The organism is Lysobacter sp. Root604, assembly GCF_001427505.1.
Lineage (GTDB): Bacteria > Pseudomonadota > Gammaproteobacteria > Xanthomonadales > Xanthomonadaceae > Lysobacter.
Window position 1 is genome coordinate 1,032,721 of sequence record NZ_LMGS01000001.1, and the last position, 14,722, is coordinate 1,047,442.

The following is a 14,722-nucleotide window of genomic DNA, read 5'->3' on the forward strand; positions in this document are numbered from 1 at the left end:
ATGCTGCGGTCGCCATCCGTTCGGAGCCGCCGATGACCGCGACGCCTCGCATCGCCTTCCTCGCCAGTCCCATCGACGAAGCGCAACGCGCGCTCGCCGAGCTGATCGCATCGCACGGACAGCATGAGCCGGCCGATGCCGATGTCCTGGTCGCGCTGGGCGGCGACGGTTTCATGCTGCAGACCCTGCATCGCTACGGCAGCCTCGGCAAGCCGGTGTACGGCATGAAGCTGGGCACGGTCGGCTTCCTAATGAACCAACACGGCGAGGGCTTGCTCGAACGCCTGGCCGCGGCCGAACCCGCGGTATTGCGGCCGCTGGAGATGGTCGCGCAGACCGAATCCGGGGCCACCGTCGGCTCGCTGGCCTACAACGAGGTCTCGTTGCTGCGCCAGACCCGCCAGGCCGCGCATCTGCGCATCGATCTCAACGGCCAGACCCGGCTGGACGAGTTGATCTGCGACGGCGTGCTGGTGGCGACGCCGGCCGGCAGCACCGCCTACAACTTCTCCGCCCACGGCCCGATCCTGCCGCTGGGCTCCAGCGTGATCGCGCTGACCCCGATCGCCGCGTTCCGTCCGCGCCGCTGGCGCGGCGCGCTGCTCAAGGCCGACACCGAGGTGCGCTTCCGCGTGCTCGACCCCTACAAGCGTCCGGTCAGCGCCACCGCCGATTCGCACGAGGTACGCGACGTGGTCGAGGTGATGATCCGCGAGTCGCTGGACCGTACCGTGACCTTGCTGTTCGATCCCGAGCACAACCTCGAAGAGCGCATGCTGATCGAGCAGTTCACCAGCGGTTGAGGCGGGCGCCGCTGGCTTCCTGTGGGAGCGGCGTGAGCCGCGACCGTCTCTCCATGCAGCTGCGCGATCGCGGCTCACGCTGCTCCCACTCAGGGAGGTGGCCGCGTCGGCACGCGGAGGGCCGACTCGGATCGCGCCTCAAGCCGCTGCCCCGTCGTGCAGGCGCCGCCGTCGCAAGCGCTGAGACGCCGCAGGAGGCACAATAGCCGCATGCCCGACCGCGACGCCGACCCTTTGATCGTAGCGATCTCCTCGCGAACCCTGTTCGACATGGAGGAGAGCCACTTGCTGTTCGAGCGCGAGGGCCTGGACGCCTACGCCAGCTTCCAGCGCCAGCACGAGGACGATCTGCTCGCGCCAGGCATCGCGTTTCCGCTGGTGCGCAAGCTGCTCGCGCTCAACGACGGCGCGCCGGCGGAGGCGCCGCGGGTGGAGGTGATCCTGATCTCGCGCAATTCCGCCGACAGCGGCCTGCGCATCTTCAATTCGATCGCCCACCACGGCCTGTCGATCAAGCGCGCGGCCTTCAGCAACGGCGCGCCGCCGTTCCCCTACATCAAGCCCTTCGGCGCCGACCTGTTCCTGTCGGCCAACGCCGAGGACGTGCGCAACGCGCTCAGCGCCGGGGTCGCCGCCGCTACCTTGCTGCCGGCCAAGGCGCCGCAGCAGCGCCACGACCAGCTGCGCATCGCCTTCGACGGCGACGCGGTGATCTTCGACGACGAAGGCGAGCGCGTGTCGCGCGAGGGCGGTCTGGCTGCGTTCGCCAAGCACGAGCGCGAACATGCCGGCGAGCCGCTGTCGGGCGGGCCGTTCCGCGGTTTTCTGGATGCCCTGCATCGCCTGCAGGCGGCGTTCCCGATCGGCCCGGACGCGCCGATCCGCACCGCCCTGGTCACCGCGCGTTCGGTGCCGGCGCACGAGCGCGTGATCCGCACCCTGCGCGAATGGGGCATCCGCCTGGACGAGGCGCTGTTTCTAGGCGGCCGCGCCAAGGGGCCGTTTCTGGAAGCCTTCGGCGCCGATATCTTCTTCGACGATTCCGAACACAACATCGTTTCGGCGCGCGACCATGTCGCCGCCGGCCACGTACCGCACGGCGTCGCCAACCGCTGAGATCGGCGCTCAGCGAGGCGTGGGCGCGGCGTCGCCGAAGGGCAGGCGGATGTCGCTAAGTTTCCAGCTCAAGCCGGAGCGGGTCAGCACGAACACCACCGGTTCGCCGTCGGCGTTGTTGACCGTGGCGGTGAAGCGCGACGGCGACTCGAAGCCGTACTTGGCGTCCTTGAGCGGATCGGCGGGAATGTTGGGCGCGTAGCTGTCCTGGCCGCGCCCGCCGCCGCCCAGGCGGTTGAACAGGTTGCGGCCTTCCAGCACCGCGCCGATACCGACCGGCGTGGCCAGCGCATCGACCGCGCCGCCGGCGACGCCGCTGGCGATGCGCACCGCGATCGCGCCGAAGGGATTGGCCTGCACATCCTCGCCGGCCTCGCGCACCAGGTAGTCCTCGAGCTGGGCCTTCAGGCTCAGGCGCAGAGCCGGGAAATCGATGTGCTTGGACAAGGCGGCGGTGTCCTGCTCCTGCACCGCCTTGCGGATCGCGTTGACGGTCAGATACGGGCCGGCGGCGACGTAGCCGACCAGCAACAGCAGCACCAGGACGACGAGGGCGATCCACTTCTTCATACGGGCCTACCGGGCACGGGAAGGGCCCAGCTTAGCGCCGTGGCGTCCGCGCGTGATGAATGTCGGCCTTTGCGGGCGCGACGCGGGCCCGGCGCCCGTCGTGTACGCGCTTGCGTCGAAGCGGGTGCGCGCTGCGCCAGGGCGTGCGCGCGAACGCGGCGCGAGCGGCTAAGGTCGTGGTCGCCGGCAATGAGGCCGGCGCACGGCAAGGAGCGAACGATGCGTAACAAGAAACCGATGTGGGCGCTGGGATTGGCGTTGCTGGCGGTGGCGACCGCGGCGTGGGCGATTCCGCCCGTGTACGTGGGCGAGGTGCACGAGTACTACCAGGACGGCCAGCACGTGGGCTGGGCGCAACGCGACTGCAAGGGACGTTTGACCAGCGGCGGCATCGCCACCGAAGACGTGCAGATCAGCTACTTGGTCTGTCCTTTCTCGTAAACGCGGCAAGGCCGGCGTCAGCGGTGGCGGCCAGGCCCGCCGCTGTCGCCTGCGGGCCGCGCCTCGGATTCGTTCTCAGAATTCCAGATCCAGCGCCGCGCACAGGTAGTCGGTGAACGGCGCCAGCCCGCTCAAGTCGGTTTGCAGCGTCTTGAGCAGGCGCGGGCCGGTCATCACCTCGTCGTCGATCGCGCGCAGGGCCACGAAGTTCTTGCGGCGCAGGTCGTGGGCGAACTCGAAGTCGTCGGGAAAGCCGCGCGGCATGCGCACCAGCATCTCGTCCTCGTCGAGGTCGAAACGGCGGCGGAACTTGGGATCGTGCGCCGCGGCCTTCCAACTGCCCGGATTGTCCAGGATGAAATGACGGATGCGGCGCAGCGAATCCGGCTCCGGGTGCCACAGGCCGGCGGCGATGAAGCAATTGCCCGGCTGTAGATGCAGATAGAACGACGGCGCCTCGACCTGACGGCCGCGTTCGTGGAACAGGCGCGCGCCCTGCCAGGTCTTGTACGGGGTCTTGTCGTTGGCGAAGCGGGTGTCGCGCTGGATCCGGAACAGCGAACCGCCGACGGTCTTGGGCTCGGAGCGGTAGTGCTCGCTGACCCCGGCCAGCACCGGTTGCAGGTCGGTGAGCAGGCGCTGGAACGGCGCGCGCACCTGCTCGTCGTATTCGGCCTTGTGGACTTGGAACCATTCGCGCTCGTTGTGGCGCGCCAGACCGCGCAGGAACTTGAAGCTGGCGTCGGAGAAATAGCGGCTCATAAGCGAGGAGTGAGCGGGGAGAAGTGAGGAGTGAGCCCGAGATTACCCCGCTTTGGCTCGCCGCTCACCCCTATGCGCTTCAAGACAGGAAATGAGCCGCGAGCAACGAGCTGTCGACCGCTTTCGCTCACTCCTCACTTCTCCCCGCTCACTCCTGGCTTTCACGCCAAGCCGGCGTCGATATCGCGGCCCCAGGCCTCGAGTCGATCGAGCAGGGCCAGGCGCGCGCCGTCCTCGGCGTGGGTCTGGCGCAGCGCGGCCAGTTCGGCGTGGAAGCGCTCGAAGTTGTATTCGGCCAGGCCCGCGTCCTGGTACAGGCGCCGACGCCGGTAGTCGTTCCAGCGCTCGTGCTCGGCCGGCGTCAGGGTGTCGGGCCAGTTGCGCGCACGGTAGCGGAACAGCAGTTCGGGCAGGCGCGCGTCGCGGAAACCGAAGCTGGCGGCGCCCAATTCGACCGGCGCGGTGGTGCGCACCTGCGTGAACAAGCGCTTGTCGCCGTCGCCGATGAAGCCGTCGTAGAGCGAGGCGTCGGCGTCGGCGGCCGCACGTTCGCGTTCGGCGCCGTAGACGCGACGCACCTTGTCGGCCAGGGCCGGGCCGACCGCGCGCAGCACCGCCGCGCGGCGTTCGATCACGGCCGGGTCGATCTTCAAGCGCTCGAAGTCGGGTTCGCGCAGGTGGTCCCAGGCGATCAGCGCCGGACAGCGGTTGGTCTGCACTTCTTTCAGCGCGACCCGGGTCTCGCCCTCGGGCAGATCGGCCAGGGGCGTGTACAAACGATCGGCGATCGCGTCGGCGTCCAGGCTGAGCAGGGCGTCGGGTTCCTGATCCAGGTCGAACACGATCACCCGGCTGTCGATGCGCGGATGGCGCGCGATCGGCAGCACCGCGGCCGCGCACAGTCGGCTGGCCGGGAAGCGCTGCGAAACGTGCAGCACTGGTTTCATGCCGACCACGTCGAGCAGGCTGGCGGCGTAGCGCTTGTCGCGCAGGCGCAGGGCGTAATCCCACAGGCGCGGCTGCGCGGCCTTGAACTTGCGCGCCAGGCCGATCAGGGCGCGCACGTCCGACAGCGCCTCGTGGGCGTCGCCGATGCGTACCTCGTTGGCCAGGGCCAGGTGTTCGAGCTTGAACGAGGTCAGGCCGTCCTCACGCCGCGGCCAGATCAGCCCGTCGGGGCGCAAGGCGTGGGCCAGGCGCAGCACGTCGAGCAGGTCCCAGCGCGAATTGCCGCCGCGCCACTCGCGCTCGTAGGGATCGTAGAAATTGCGGAACAGGCCGTAGCGCACGAACTCGTCGTCGAAGCGCAACGAGTTGTAGCCCAGGCTGCAGGTCTCCGGACGCGCCATTTCGTCGTAGATCAGGGCGAAGGCCTCGGCCTCGCTCATGCCCTCGCGCAGAGCGTCCTGCGGCGCGATGCCGGTGATCAGGGTCGCGGTGGGCGAGGGCAGTAGGTCGTCGGCGGGTTTGACGAAGACGCTGATCGGGTCCTCGATCTCGTTCAGATCCGCGTCGGTGCGCATCGCCGCGAACTGGGCGATGCGGGTCGTGCGCGGGTCGGCGCCGTAGGTCTCCAGGTCGTAGAACAGGAAGCTGGCGGGCATGCGTTCAGTCGTCCACGGGTAACGGCGAAAGGCGCGCACGCACCGCTGCGTCGACGCGGTCCCAGTCCAGGGTGTCCAGGCTGTCGTGGCCGCGGGTCAGTTCGACCAGCAATTCGCGCTGCAGGTTGCCGCGCTCGAACGCGACCGCATAGGGCATGCGGTGGAAGGTGACCATGGCGTAGCGCGGCATGAAGCGGTCGGGGTGGCGTTCGGCCAGGCGCCGCTCCAGGGCGCGCTGCAGCAGGTAGTCGTCGTCGTCGACGCGGTCGCGCATCTCCAGGTAGTTCTCCAGCGCCATGGCCTGGATCGCGCGCGCGTTCGGCAGGCGCTGGGCCTGGAACGCGGCGAACGCGGCGGCGCGGTCGGCGCCGTCCTCCAACTGCTGGGCCAGGGCGACGCAGTCTTCGAAGGCGCAGTTCATGCCTTGGCCGTGGAAGGGCACCATCGCATGCGCGGCGTCGCCCAGCAGCACCGCGCGTTCGTCCAGGTGCCAACGTTCCAGGTAGAGCGTGGCGAGCAGGCCGGCGGGATTGCGTTCGAAGTCCTGCTCCAGGTTCGGGATCAGCGGCAGGGCGTCGGCGAAGTCGCGCTCGAACAAGGCGCGCGCCTGGGCGCCGTCGCGGATGCTGGCGAAACTGGGCTCGCCCTCGTTGGGCAGGAACAGGGTGACGGTGAAGGTGCGCTCGTCGTTGGGCAGGGCGATGCACATGTAGCGCCCGCGCGGCCAGATATGCAGCGCATTGGGTTCGACGCTGAAGCCGCCGTCGGGCGCGGGCGGGATCTCCAGTTCCTTGTAGGAGTGGCCGAGGAATTCGGTGCGCTCGCCCAGATCGGTGGCGCGGTTCATCGCCGCGCGCAGCGCGGAGCCGGCGCCGTCGGCGCCGACCAGGCTGCCGAAGCTGGTCTCGTGCAGGCTGCCGTCGCGTTCGTCGAGGAAGCGCGCGATCCGCGCATCGAAGTCCACCGACTGCAGGCCGCGATGGAAATGCAGGCGCGCGCCGGCGTCCTGGGCGATCTGCAGCAGGATCAGGTTGAGCTCGCCGCGGTGCACCGACCAGATCACTTCGCTGTCGTCGCGCCCGTAGCGCTGCAGGTCGGTGCGACCGTCGAGGAAATGCACCATGCGCCCGCGCATCATCACCGCCTGCGCCATCACCGCCGCGTCGGCGCCGGCCAGGCGCAGCGCGTGCAGACCGCGCTCGGCCAGGGCCAGGTTGATCGAACGCCCGCCCTGATACCCCTTCAAACGCGGATCGCCGCGCTTCTCGTACACATCCACGTCCCAGCCGCGCCGCGCCAGCAGGGTGGCCAGCAGCGCGCCGGCGAGGCCTGCGCCAATGATGGTGAGGTGTTTGTGGGGTGCGGGTGTGTTCAAGGCGTTTCGCTCTAAGCTGTTGTTCTTGCCGTCATTCCCGCGAAGGCGGGAATCCAGGGACTTCAGCGTTACCTGCAATCTCCGGCCATAGATCCCTCCAGGTCGGATTCCGCTCTTCAATCAGGCGTATTTTCCATTCCCGATTCCACTTCTTGATCTGCTTCTCGCGTTGTATCGCGCTTTCCATCGATTCGGTCAGTTCGTACCAGACCAGACGCGTGACATCGTATCGCTTGCTGAAACCGTCGGTGATGTGTTCGCGGTGCTGCCAAATGCGACTCACTAGATCACTGGTAACGCCGACGTATAGCGTTCCCTTGCGGGAGCTTGCCAGGACATAGACTGCCGGCGATTTGCTCATGACGTGGGGTCACTGGATTCCCGCCTTCGCGGGAATGACAGCTTTAAGAGCCAGAGCTCCTCGGCGGGAATGACAGCTTTAAGAGCCAGAGCTCCTCGGCGGGAATGACAGCTTTAAGAGCCAGAGTTCCTCCAAGCATCCACCGCCCGCACGAATCGCAGCACATCCGCATGCGTGTTGTACAACGGCGCCGGGGAGATCCGGATCACGTCCGGTTCGCGCCAGTCGCCGAGCACGCCGTTCGCGGCCAGGTAGTCGAACAGTGCGCGGCCGGCGTCTCGGCCGCTGAGACCGCGGCCGCCGATCACGCGCAGGGACAGCTGGCAGCCGCGCTGGCCCGGATCGGCCGGCGTGGCGATCTGCAGGGTCTCGGACAAACGCTCGCGGATCAGCGCCTCCAGGTAACCGGTCAGGCGCAGCGATTTCGCGCGCAGGGCCGGCATGCCGACGCGGTCGAACAGGTCCAGCGAGGCGCGCAGCGGCGCCAGGCCCAGGATCGGCGGGTTGCTGAGCTGCCAGCCGTCGGCGCCGGGCGTGGGCACGAACTGCGGCCCCATGCGGAAGCGCGTGGCCGCTTCATGGCCCCACCAGCCGGCGAAGCGCGGACGCTGCGTGCGCGCATGGCGCTCGTGCACGAAACAGCCGGCGACCGCACCGGGGCCCGCGTTCAAATACTTGTAGTGGCACCACACCGCGAAATCGACGCCGCTGTCGTGCAGGGCGAGTTCGAGATTGCCGACCGCGTGGGCGAGGTCGAAACCGCAGACCGCGCCTTGCGCGCGCGCCACCCGCGCGATCGCGGCCAGATCGAAGGCCTGACCGCTGCGGTACTGGATGCCGGGCCACAGCACCAGGGCCAGACGGTGACCGTGCTCGACGATCGCGCGTTCGATCGCGGCCATCGAATAGGTGCCGCCCGGCTGATCGGGTTCCAGCTCGATCAGATCGGCCGCCGAGTCGTAACCGTGGAAGTCGATCTGCGAGGCCACCGCATGGCGATCGGACGGAAACGCGCCGGCCTCGATCAGGATCGCCGGGCGCTCGCGCGTGGGCCGATAGAAGCTGGCCATCATCAGATGCAGGTTGGCGGTCAGCGAATTCATCGCCACCACTTCCGAGGGCTGCGCGCCGACGAGGCGCGCCAATGGCTCGCGCACCAGCTCATGGTAGGACATCCACTGGGCCTGACCGGTGAAGTGGCCTTCGACCGCTTCGTGCGCCCACTTGTCCAGCACTTCCTCGACGTGCGCGCGCGCGCCGCGCGGCTGCAGGCCCAGGGAGTTGCCGCAGAAGTAGGCTTGCTCGGATTCGCCGTGGCGCGGCAACAGGAACTGCTCGCGCAGGGTCGGCAGCGGGTCGGCGGCATCCAGCGCCAGTGCGTGCGATTCGGAATACAGGTCGGTCATGGACTCAGGGCAGGTTCGCGTCTAGGACGGTTTTGGCGTAGGCGGGCGCATACAGCTCGTCGACTTCGACGCACAGCTGCACGGACGGATGGTGCGAGGGCAGGCCGCGGCGCAGGGCGTCGAGCGCGATCGCGGACAAGGCGCCGCGTACCGCCTCGCTGCGGCCGGGCAGGATCTTGAGCTGCGCGTGGACGAAGGCGCGGCCGCCGTCGGCGGTGTCGACGCGGTAGTGGTTCAGCAAAAAGGCGCGGCTCTTGATCGCGAATTCGTCGAAATGGCCGCTGTCCGCGAGCGCGCGATTGAGCTCGGCCAGGGCCGCGTCGGCGTCGTAGCCTTCGAGATTGGCGGTGTACTGCAGGCTCAGATGCGGCATCGCTGGAACTCAGGCGAAGCGCGCCAAGGGCAGCCCCAGCCACTCCAGGGCGGTGCCGTGGTACAGCCGCGCCTGGTCCGCCTCCGGCAGCGCCAGCGAGGCGATGCCCGCGCCGGGCTCCTGTTCGCCCAGCGGGAACGGATAGTCGGTGCCCAGCATCACCCGCGACACGCCGCAGGTATCGAGCAGGTACTGCAGGGCGCGGGGATCGGCGACCCAGGAATCGAAGTACATTCGTCCCAGATACTCGCGCGGGTTGCGCGGGTTGTCGGTGGCGACCAGGTCGGGGCGCATGTTGAAGCCGTGCTCGATGCGGCCGATGGTGTAGGGGAAACTGCCGCCGCCGTGGGCCATGCAGATCTTCAGCTTGGGCAGGCGTTCGAGTACGCCGCCGAACACCAGGCAGCAGGCCGCGCGCGACTGCTCGGCCGGCATGCCGACCAGCCAGGGCAGCCAGTACTTGGGCATGCTGGCCGCGCCCATCATGTCCCAGGGGTGCACCAGCACCGCCGCGCCCAGGTCGCTGGCGGCCTGGAAGAACTCGAACAGCTCTGGCGCGTCCAGGTTCCAGTCGTTGACGTGGCTGCCGATCTGCACGCCCTGCAGGCCCAACTGGTCCATGCAGCGCTCCAGCTCCTGCACCGCCAGACGCGGCGATTGCAGCGGCACCGTGCCGATGCCGGCGTAGTGGCGCGGATGGCTGCGGCAGGTCTCGGCCATGTGGTCATTGAGGGCCTGGTGCAGCTCCAGCGCGTGGTGCGGCTTGGCCCAGTAACTGAACATCACCGGCACGGTGCTGATCACCTGCACCTGCACGCCGAAACGCGCGTAGTCGTCGATGCGTTCCTGCGGGTCCCAGGTCTTGGACCAGATTTCGCGGAAGAACTTGCCGTCCTTGTAGATGCGGTGGCGGCCGTCGTCGGTGTGGTGAATCACCGGGAAACGGTCGTCGCCGAACTTGCGCGCCAGGTCGGGCCAGTCGCGCGGCAGGTAGTGGGCGTGGGTGTCGATCTTGAGCACGGAATGCCGGAAACCTTAATCGCCTGGTGGATTGAGCGTATCAGGCCGGGCGTGGCGGCGAGCTCGCCCGGCTGCGTCGATGAGCGACCGCGGGAACTCAAGGATACGGCCTTCGCCACCGACCGGGATGCGTTCGGTGGGCCGATCGGGCCGCCTGTCCGGCTGGGCCCGATTGGGGCCCCGAGCGCCGCTGCCGTCCGCAGGGTCGCGCATCGGACCCAACGGCCCCGTGGCGGCCTCAGGTATCCGGCATCACGTACTTGGACGGGGCCGGGTTCAGGTGCCCGCATTGCTTGCAGCTGCGGTGCTCGCGCGAGGCGTAGAAGCGCTCGAACACCGGTGGGAAGTCGGTCTCGATGTTGCGCAGATGGAAGTACTCTTCGTAGAGCTTGTGGTTGCAGCGTTCGCAGAACCACATCAGGCCGTCGTCCTCGTCGGGACGGCGGCGGCGCTCGATCACCAGGCCGATGGAGTCGGGCATGCGCTGCGGCGAATGCGGCACGCGCGGCGGCAGCAGGAAGGTCTCGCCGGCGCGGATCGGGATGTCGCGAACGGCGCCGTCCTCTTGAATGCGCAGCACCATCTCGCCCTCGAGCTGGTAGAACCACTCCGCGCCCTCGTCCCAGTGGTAGTCGGTGCGCTGGTTGGGGCCGCCGACGATCATGACGATGAAGTCGTCGACGTAGATCGTCTTGTTGCCGACCGGCGGCTTGAGCAGGTGGCGGTGTTCCTCGATCCAGGCCTGCAGGTTGATCGGTCCGGGCAGCATGATTTACTCCGCGGGGCGCGCCAGGCGCGCGATGCATTTGAGTTCGATCGCGATCGGAGTCGGCAGCGCGGTGATGCCCAGGGTGGTGCGGCAGGGCGCGCGGTCGATGTCGGGAAAGGCGTCGGCCCAGGCCGCGTTGTAGGCGGCGAAATCGCGGGCCATGTCGGTCAGGTAGACGGTGACGTCGACCAGGTCGTCCCAGCCGGCGCCGCTGGCTTCCAGCACCGCGCGCACGTTGGAGAACACCGCGCGGCATTGCAGGCCGATGTCGTAGGCGATCAGGCGGCCGTCGGCGTCGTGGACGTTGCCGGGTATGCCGTTGCCGGCCGGATCGCGCGGGCCGATGCCGGACAGGAACAGCAGCTCGCCGACCCGGCGCGCATGCGGATACAGGCCGACCGGCCGCGGCGCGGCGTCGGTGCGGATGCTGTCGCCGACGGCGCTCATCGCGGCGAACCGCCGTGGGTGGAATGCACGCGCGCGATCGCCGAGTCGTAGGCCGATTGCAGTTCCTCGTGCGCTTCGATGTCCATGCCCAGGTCGTTGACCCGGCCGTTGCGCAGGCTGTAGACCCAGCCGTGCACGGTCAGCGGCTGGCCGCGCGCCCAGGCGTCGCGCACGATCGTGGTCAGGCAGACGTTCTGCACTTGTTCGATCACGTTGAGCTCGCACAGGCGGTCGTGGCGCTCGTCATGATGGGCATGGCTGATGCAGGACACGTGCTTGTCGGCGACGTCGGTGACATGGCGCAGCCAGTTGTCGACCAGGCCGTAGCGATGGCCGTGCAGGGCCGCGTGCACGCCGCCGCAGCCGTAATGGCCGACCACCAGGATGTGCTTGACCTTGAGTACGTCGACCGCGAACTGGATCACCGACAGGCAGTTCAGGTCGGTGTGCACGACCACGTTGGCGATATTGCGGTGGACGAAGACCTCGCCGGGGGCGAGATCGACGATCTGGTTGGCGGGCACGCGCGAATCGGAGCAGCCGATCCACAGGTATTCGGGTGCCTGCTGGCTAGACAGGCGCGCGAAGAAGTCGGGGTCCTCGGCACGCAGCCGTTCGGACCATTCGCGGTTTCGGCCAAGCAGGTTTTCGAGTGAGCTCATGGCGGGTTCGCAGAGTCCGTTTCAGTGGGCGGCGCGGGACGGACGGGCGCAAGCGCGCACGTACGCGGCCTGCGCCGGAGCGCAGACCCGCAAAAGGTGTCGGCCTACAATTTGGCCGCTGCGGTCGCGGACCTTGAGGTCGTAGCGTCCCGGTTTCAGGTACAGCGGCAGGCGATGCTCCGCCGCGCTGAGGATCACGGTCTGGTCGGCCGGTACCGCATCGACGCTTTCGCCGAGATACCGCGCTTCCAGCGCGCACGGCAGGCGTGCCAGACAGGGCCGCAATTCGTCGGACAGATCGATCGGATTGCGTAGGCCGCCCAGGCGCATCCAATCCGGGCGCAACACCGAATCGGCCGTGTCCGGGAACACCACGGTGAGATCGTTGCGTCCGGGCCACAACGTCCATTCGCGGCCGACGCGGCGGTCGAGCAAGACGCTGGGTCGGGTCAGACGGAATTCCGCGGCGATGCGGTCGGCGATCGAGGCGGCGGTTCCCGGCGGTGCCGGTGTCAGCAGCGCCTGCTCGACGCTGAGCGGCTCGATCCCGCTCAAGCGTTGGAACTCCATCGCCATCGGCCGGGTGCGCGGCCCGAAGCCTCCGGGCGACTTGTCGATATGCGCGTAGCCGGCATGCACCAGCAGCTTGGCGCGCGGGTTGTCGCGGAACACGCGTTCGATCAGTTGCTCGGCCTGGCGGGTTTCGCGCTGCTGTTGAGTCTGGCCGGGCACCCGGATCGAATCGTAGGGCACCAGCACGAAGCCCAGACGCAGCGCCGTGCGAATGATTTCGGCGTAGATCGGGTCGCCGCTGTAGTAGCCGGTGCGAGAGTAGAGCGGATAGCCGCGTTGGCGCAGCCCGGTGTCGTCGGCTTCCAGGGTTTCCAACGCCACATGCGTGTAGCCGAGCGCGCGCAGGCGCGGCAACAGGGCCAGGGTCAGGCGGCGGGTGTCGTTGCGGTGATGGGCCTCGTTGATCATCAACACCTGACGCCGCGCGGCGCGCGCGGCGATCCATTCCAGCGCGGGCAGGGCGGTATAACGGCGCCGGTCCGGCAAGCTGAAGCCTGCGGGCGCCTCCTCCCAGAACGGCATCGTGCGGTCGGCGTCGTTGGGTCGGCCGAAGAAGCCGTACTGGGTCGCCAGCATCTGCCCGATTTCGTTAGCCAGGGCCTCGTCCTGGCCGCTGTCGTAGCCGTACGCGAGCAGGAAGCGGCTGTACTCGTCGGGCTGGGCGTTGAATTGGCGGTAGAACTCGTCGACCGGGTCCAGCGGCGCCTGCTGCGCCTGGGCGAGCAGGGCGACGCCGGACAGCAGCAGGGCGAGTACCGAGGTCAGGGCCCCGCGGATCGAGCGCGGGCGCGATTCGGCGGCGGACGGCGGCATGGACGGGCTCATCCCAGGTGCAGACCTACATTCTTGGCATCGGTGAAGAAGCGCATGGCCTCGGCACCGCCTTCGCGGCCGAGACCGGACGCGCCGACGCCGCCGAACGGCGTGCGCAGGTCGCGTTGCAGCCAGGTGTTGATCCAGACCATGCCCACGCGCAGTTGCGCGGCCAGGCGGTGCGCGCGGTTGAGATCGCGGGTCCAGATCGAGGCCGACAGGCCGTAGTCGCCGGCGTTGGCCAGGGCCAGGGCGTGGCTGTCGTCGTCGAAGGGCTGCAGGGTGACCACAGGCCCGAAGATCTCCTCGCGATTGCTGACGCTGTCCGGCCCCAGGCCTTCGATCACGGTGGGGGCCACGTACCAGCCCGCGCGCTCAAGCGCATGGCCGCCGCACAGGACCTGGCCGCCTTCCTCGCGGGCGCGGGCTAGCGCCAGCAGAACCTTGTCGTAATGCGCCTGCGATACCAGCGGGCCTAGCGTGGTCGCCTCGTCCGCGGGCGCGCCCGCGCGCAGCGCTTGCGCGCGCTCGATCATGGCCTCGCGCACCTCGGCGTAGATCGAACGTTCCACCAGCAGGCGCGAGCCGCACAGACAGATCTGGCCCGAGTTCTGGAACGCCGAGCGCGCCAGGGTGTCGAGCTGGGCGCGCCAGTCGCTGTCGGCGAACACCAGGGTCGGATTCTTGCCGCCCAGTTCCAGCGAGACCTTCTTCAGGCGCGGCGCGGCCAGCGCGGCGATGCGCTGGCCGACCGCGGTGCTGCCGGTGAACGACACCGCGCGCACCGCGTCGTGATTCACCAGCGGCTCGCCGACCTGGGGCCCCAGGCCGTGGACGATGTTGAGCACGCCGGCCGGGAAGCCGATCTCGATCGCGAGTTCGCCCAGCATCGTCGCCGTGGCCGGCGTCACCTCCGAGGGCTTGGCGACCACCGCGTTGCCGGCGGCCAGGGCCGGGGCGATCTTCCAGGTGAACAGGTACAGCGGCAGGTTCCAGGGCGAGATCGTCGCGACCACGCCCAGCGGCGAGCGCAGGGTGTAGTTGAGCCCGGCCTGGCCGTGGTGGGATTCGCTGGCGAACTGGGTCGCGGCGTGAGCGAAGAAGCGCAGGTTGGCGACCGCGCGCGGAATCTCGACCTCGCGCGCGAGTCGGATCGGCTTGCCGGCGTCCTCGGACTCGGCCTGCGCGAACGCATCCAGGCGCGCTTCCAGTGCGTCGGCCAACTTCTCCAGCCAGCGTGCGCGCTCGCTATGGGGCAGGCCGGCCCAGGCCGGGAAGGCCTGGCCGGCGGCCGCGATCGCGGCCTCGACATCGGCGGCGTCGCCGGCGGCGACTTTTGCATACGCCTGCGCATTGGCGGGGTCGTAGACATCTAGCCAGCGGCCGCTGGCAGGGTCGCGGGACTGTCCGTCGATGCAGTGCCGGAAATATCGCATCCGTCTAGCTTAGCGCGCTGGCCGTCGCGCGCCCATCGGCGGCGTGCGCAGGCGCGTCCGTCCGGCACGCTCGTCCTCGAACGCGCTGCGGCCAAGTTATGCAAAGCGCATGCGCATCCAGGTCCCAGCTTCGCGCCGCGCGGGCATGACCCGGGCCTCTCGGCACTTGACGCGCCGGTTAGCGGCTCTGC

General features: G+C 68.8%; 16 protein-coding genes. 3 read left to right on the forward strand and 13 right to left on the reverse strand.

Features of this window, described 5'->3' with window-relative positions; translation table 11 throughout:
* Positions 1-32 precede the first annotated feature (32 nt).
* Both ASD69_RS04795 and ASD69_RS04800 read left to right on the forward strand, forming a co-directional pair.
* Complete coding sequence (locus ASD69_RS04795) at positions 33-803, forward strand: NAD kinase (RefSeq protein ID WP_056174538.1); 771 nt, start codon at positions 33-35, stop codon at positions 801-803.
* Positions 804-1,013: 210 nt separating this feature from the next.
* Complete coding sequence (locus ASD69_RS04800) at positions 1,014-1,919, forward strand: 5'-nucleotidase (RefSeq protein WP_056174539.1); 906 nt, start codon at positions 1,014-1,016, stop codon at positions 1,917-1,919.
* 9 nt (positions 1,920-1,928) lie between these two features.
* On the opposite strand, the gene ASD69_RS04805 is transcribed toward ASD69_RS04800, so the two are convergent.
* Entirely contained in the window at positions 1,929-2,489 is a 561-nt protein-coding gene (locus tag ASD69_RS04805; RefSeq protein ID WP_056174542.1) for a DUF2939 domain-containing protein, read from the reverse strand.
* Between the two features lie 219 nt (positions 2,490-2,708).
* Here ASD69_RS04805 and ASD69_RS04810 point away from each other — a divergent pair, with 219 nt between their 5' ends.
* Positions 2,709-2,930 (forward strand): hypothetical protein, encoded by a 222-nt coding sequence (locus ASD69_RS04810; RefSeq protein WP_157489264.1) that lies wholly within the window; start codon positions 2,709-2,711, stop codon positions 2,928-2,930.
* A gap of 75 nt (positions 2,931-3,005) precedes the next feature.
* Here ASD69_RS04810 and ASD69_RS04815 read toward each other — a convergent pair whose 3' ends face one another.
* From ASD69_RS04815 to ASD69_RS04865, 12 genes are all read right to left on the reverse strand, one after another.
* Entirely contained in the window at positions 3,006-3,692 is a 687-nt protein-coding gene (locus ASD69_RS04815; protein WP_056174547.1) for a DUF2461 domain-containing protein, read from the reverse strand.
* A 161-nt stretch (positions 3,693-3,853) separates the two neighbouring features.
* Entirely contained in the window at positions 3,854-5,296 is a 1,443-nt protein-coding gene (gene sbcB / locus ASD69_RS04820; protein ID WP_056174549.1) for an exodeoxyribonuclease I, read from the reverse strand.
* Positions 5,297-5,300: 4 nt separating this feature from the next.
* Entirely contained in the window at positions 5,301-6,671 is a 1,371-nt protein-coding gene (locus ASD69_RS04825) for an NAD(P)/FAD-dependent oxidoreductase (protein ID WP_056174551.1), read from the reverse strand.
* Positions 6,672-6,702: 31 nt separating this feature from the next.
* The gene (locus ASD69_RS21070) at positions 6,703-7,032 is read right to left on the reverse strand and encodes a GIY-YIG nuclease family protein (protein WP_082576268.1); all 330 of its coding nucleotides are present in this window, start codon (positions 7,030-7,032) and stop codon (positions 6,703-6,705) included.
* Positions 7,033-7,145: 113 nt separating this feature from the next.
* Positions 7,146-8,438 carry a kynureninase gene (gene kynU, locus ASD69_RS04830; RefSeq protein ID WP_056174554.1) on the reverse strand — a complete coding sequence of 431 codons (1,293 nt, stop codon included), beginning with the start codon at positions 8,436-8,438 and terminating at the stop codon, positions 7,146-7,148.
* A 4-nt stretch (positions 8,439-8,442) separates the two neighbouring features.
* Positions 8,443-8,811, reverse strand: a complete 369-nt coding sequence (locus tag ASD69_RS04835; RefSeq protein WP_056174556.1) for a 5-carboxymethyl-2-hydroxymuconate Delta-isomerase — start codon at positions 8,809-8,811, stop codon at positions 8,443-8,445.
* Positions 8,812-8,820: 9 nt separating this feature from the next.
* Positions 8,821-9,831, reverse strand: coding sequence for an amidohydrolase family protein (locus tag ASD69_RS04840; protein ID WP_056174558.1), 1,011 nt, complete (start codon positions 9,829-9,831; stop codon positions 8,821-8,823).
* A 238-nt stretch (positions 9,832-10,069) separates the two neighbouring features.
* Complete coding sequence (locus ASD69_RS04845) at positions 10,070-10,600, reverse strand: 3-hydroxyanthranilate 3,4-dioxygenase (protein WP_056174560.1); 531 nt, start codon at positions 10,598-10,600, stop codon at positions 10,070-10,072.
* Positions 10,601-10,603: 3 nt separating this feature from the next.
* Positions 10,604-11,047, reverse strand: a complete 444-nt coding sequence (locus tag ASD69_RS04850; protein ID WP_056174561.1) for a RidA family protein — start codon at positions 11,045-11,047, stop codon at positions 10,604-10,606.
* Positions 11,044-11,709, reverse strand: coding sequence for a carbonate dehydratase (can, locus tag ASD69_RS04855; RefSeq protein WP_056174563.1), 666 nt, complete (start codon positions 11,707-11,709; stop codon positions 11,044-11,046). The genes ASD69_RS04850 and can overlap by 4 nt, the downstream gene beginning before the upstream one ends.
* A 21-nt stretch (positions 11,710-11,730) precedes the next feature.
* On the reverse strand, positions 11,731-13,095 hold the full coding sequence (locus ASD69_RS04860; protein WP_056174565.1) for a hypothetical protein: 1,365 nt from the start codon (positions 13,093-13,095) through the stop codon (positions 11,731-11,733).
* An 8-nt stretch (positions 13,096-13,103) separates the two neighbouring features.
* Entirely contained in the window at positions 13,104-14,531 is a 1,428-nt protein-coding gene (locus ASD69_RS04865; protein ID WP_056174567.1) for an aldehyde dehydrogenase, read from the reverse strand.
* Between the last annotated feature and the right edge of the window lie 191 nt (positions 14,532-14,722).